The sequence below is a fragment of the Azohydromonas lata genome (genome assembly GCF_034427735.1).
Classification (GTDB): domain Bacteria; phylum Pseudomonadota; class Gammaproteobacteria; order Burkholderiales; family Burkholderiaceae_C; genus Azohydromonas; species Azohydromonas lata.
This window is the reverse complement of sequence record NZ_JAXOJX010000163.1, coordinates 1-1,714: the sequence shown is the minus strand read 5'-3', so window position 1 is coordinate 1,714 and position 1,714 is coordinate 1. Positions and strand designations below refer to the sequence as shown.

Below are 1,714 nucleotides of genomic sequence, written 5' to 3'. Positions count from 1 at the left end.
ATTGGCCAGCTCGAACGCCGTGGTGCCCGTAGCACCCGAGCGCAGGCCGAAGCTGGCATTGCTCAGCCGCAGCGAAGCGGACGTGCCCGCGCTCAGCGCAGCCGTCACATTGCTGCCCACGGCCACGATGTCGGTGCCCGTCTTGGCAAAGCCCAGGTCGCCGGACAGCGACACGAAGTTCGCGATGTCGGCCGAGAAGCCCTTGAGCGTGAACGCCACCGTGTTCGCGGCGATGGCCTGGCTGAACGTGTAGCTCTGGCTGCCGACGCTGACCTTGCTGCCAACGGTCACCGCACCAGCGGTACCCGTGTACTGCACGGCCACAGACGTGGCCTTGAGGTTGCCCAGGCCGTCAACGCTGGCTGTCAGCGTGCCATTGGCCAGTTCAAACGCCGTGGTGCCTGCAGCACCGGAACGCAGGCCGAAGCTGGCATTGCTCAGCCGCAGCGAAGCGGACGTACCGGCGCTCAGCGCGGCCGTCACGTTGGCGCCCACGGCCACGATGTCCGTACCGGTCTTGGCGAAGCCCAGGTCACCGGACAGCGACACGAAGTTGGCGATATCGGCCGAGAAGCCTTTGAGCGTGAACGCCACCGTGTTGGCAGCGATGGCCTGGCTGAACGTGTAGCTTTGGCTGCCAACGCTCAGCTTGGTGCCGGCTGTCACGGACGCACTGGCCCCCGTGTACCGCACAGCTACCGACGTGGCCTTGAGGTTGCCCAGGCCGTCGACGCTGGCCGTCAGCGTGCCGTTGGCCAGCTCGAACACCGTGGTGCCGGCCGCTCCCGAACGCAGGCCGAAGCTGGCGTTGCTCAGCCGCAGCGAGGCGGACGTGCCCGCGCTCAGCGCGGCCGTCACATTGCTGCCCACGGCCACGATGTCCGTGCCGGTCTTGGCAAAGCCCAGGTCACCAGACAGCGACACGAAGTTGGTGATGTCGGCGCTGAAGCCCTTGAGCGTGAACGCCACCGTGTTGGCGGCGATGGCCTGGCTGAACGTGTAGCTCTGGCTGCCAACGCTCACCTTCGTGCCGGCCGTCACCGCACCAGCGGTGCCCGTGTATTGCACGGCCACCGAGGTGGCCTTGAGGTTGCCCAGGCCGTCGACAGTGGCCGTCAGCGTGCCGTTGGCCAGCTCGAATGCTGTGGTGCCCGCGGCACCCGAGCGCAGGCCGAAGCTGGCATTGCTCAGGCGCAGCGAAGCCGACGTACCGGCGCTCAGCGCAGCCGTCACGTTGGAGCCCACGGCCACGATGTCCGTGCCGGTCTTGGCGAAGCCCAGGTCGCCAGACAACGACACGAAGTTGGCGATGTCGGCGCTGAAGCCCTTGAGGCTGAAGGCCACCGTGTTGGCGGCGATGGCTTGGCTGAACGTGTAGCTCTGGCTGCCGACGCTCACCTTGGTCCCAGCAGTCACCGCACCGGCGGTGCCCGTGTACTGCACGGCCACCGAGGTGGCCTTGAGGTTGCCCAGGCCGTCGACGCTGGCCGTCAGCGTACCGTTGGCCAGTTCAAACGCCGTGGTGCCCGCGGCACCCGAGCGCAAGCCGAAGCTGGCGCTGCTCAAGCGCAGCGACGCGGACGTGCCCGCGCTCAGCGCAGCCGTCACGTTGGAGCCCACGGCCACGATGTCCGTGCCCGTCTTGGCAAAACCCAGGTCGCCGGACAGCGACACGAAGTTCGCGATGTCGGCCGAGAAGCCCTTGAGCGTGAAC

The 1,714-nt window shown here is 67.6% G+C and carries 1 protein-coding gene; it reads right to left on the bottom strand.

The genetic code is table 11. The annotated features are described in order from the left end of the window. On the bottom strand, window positions 1-1,714 hold a 1,714-nt coding region (locus tag SM757_RS34760), incomplete at both ends, for a beta strand repeat-containing protein (protein WP_322468829.1).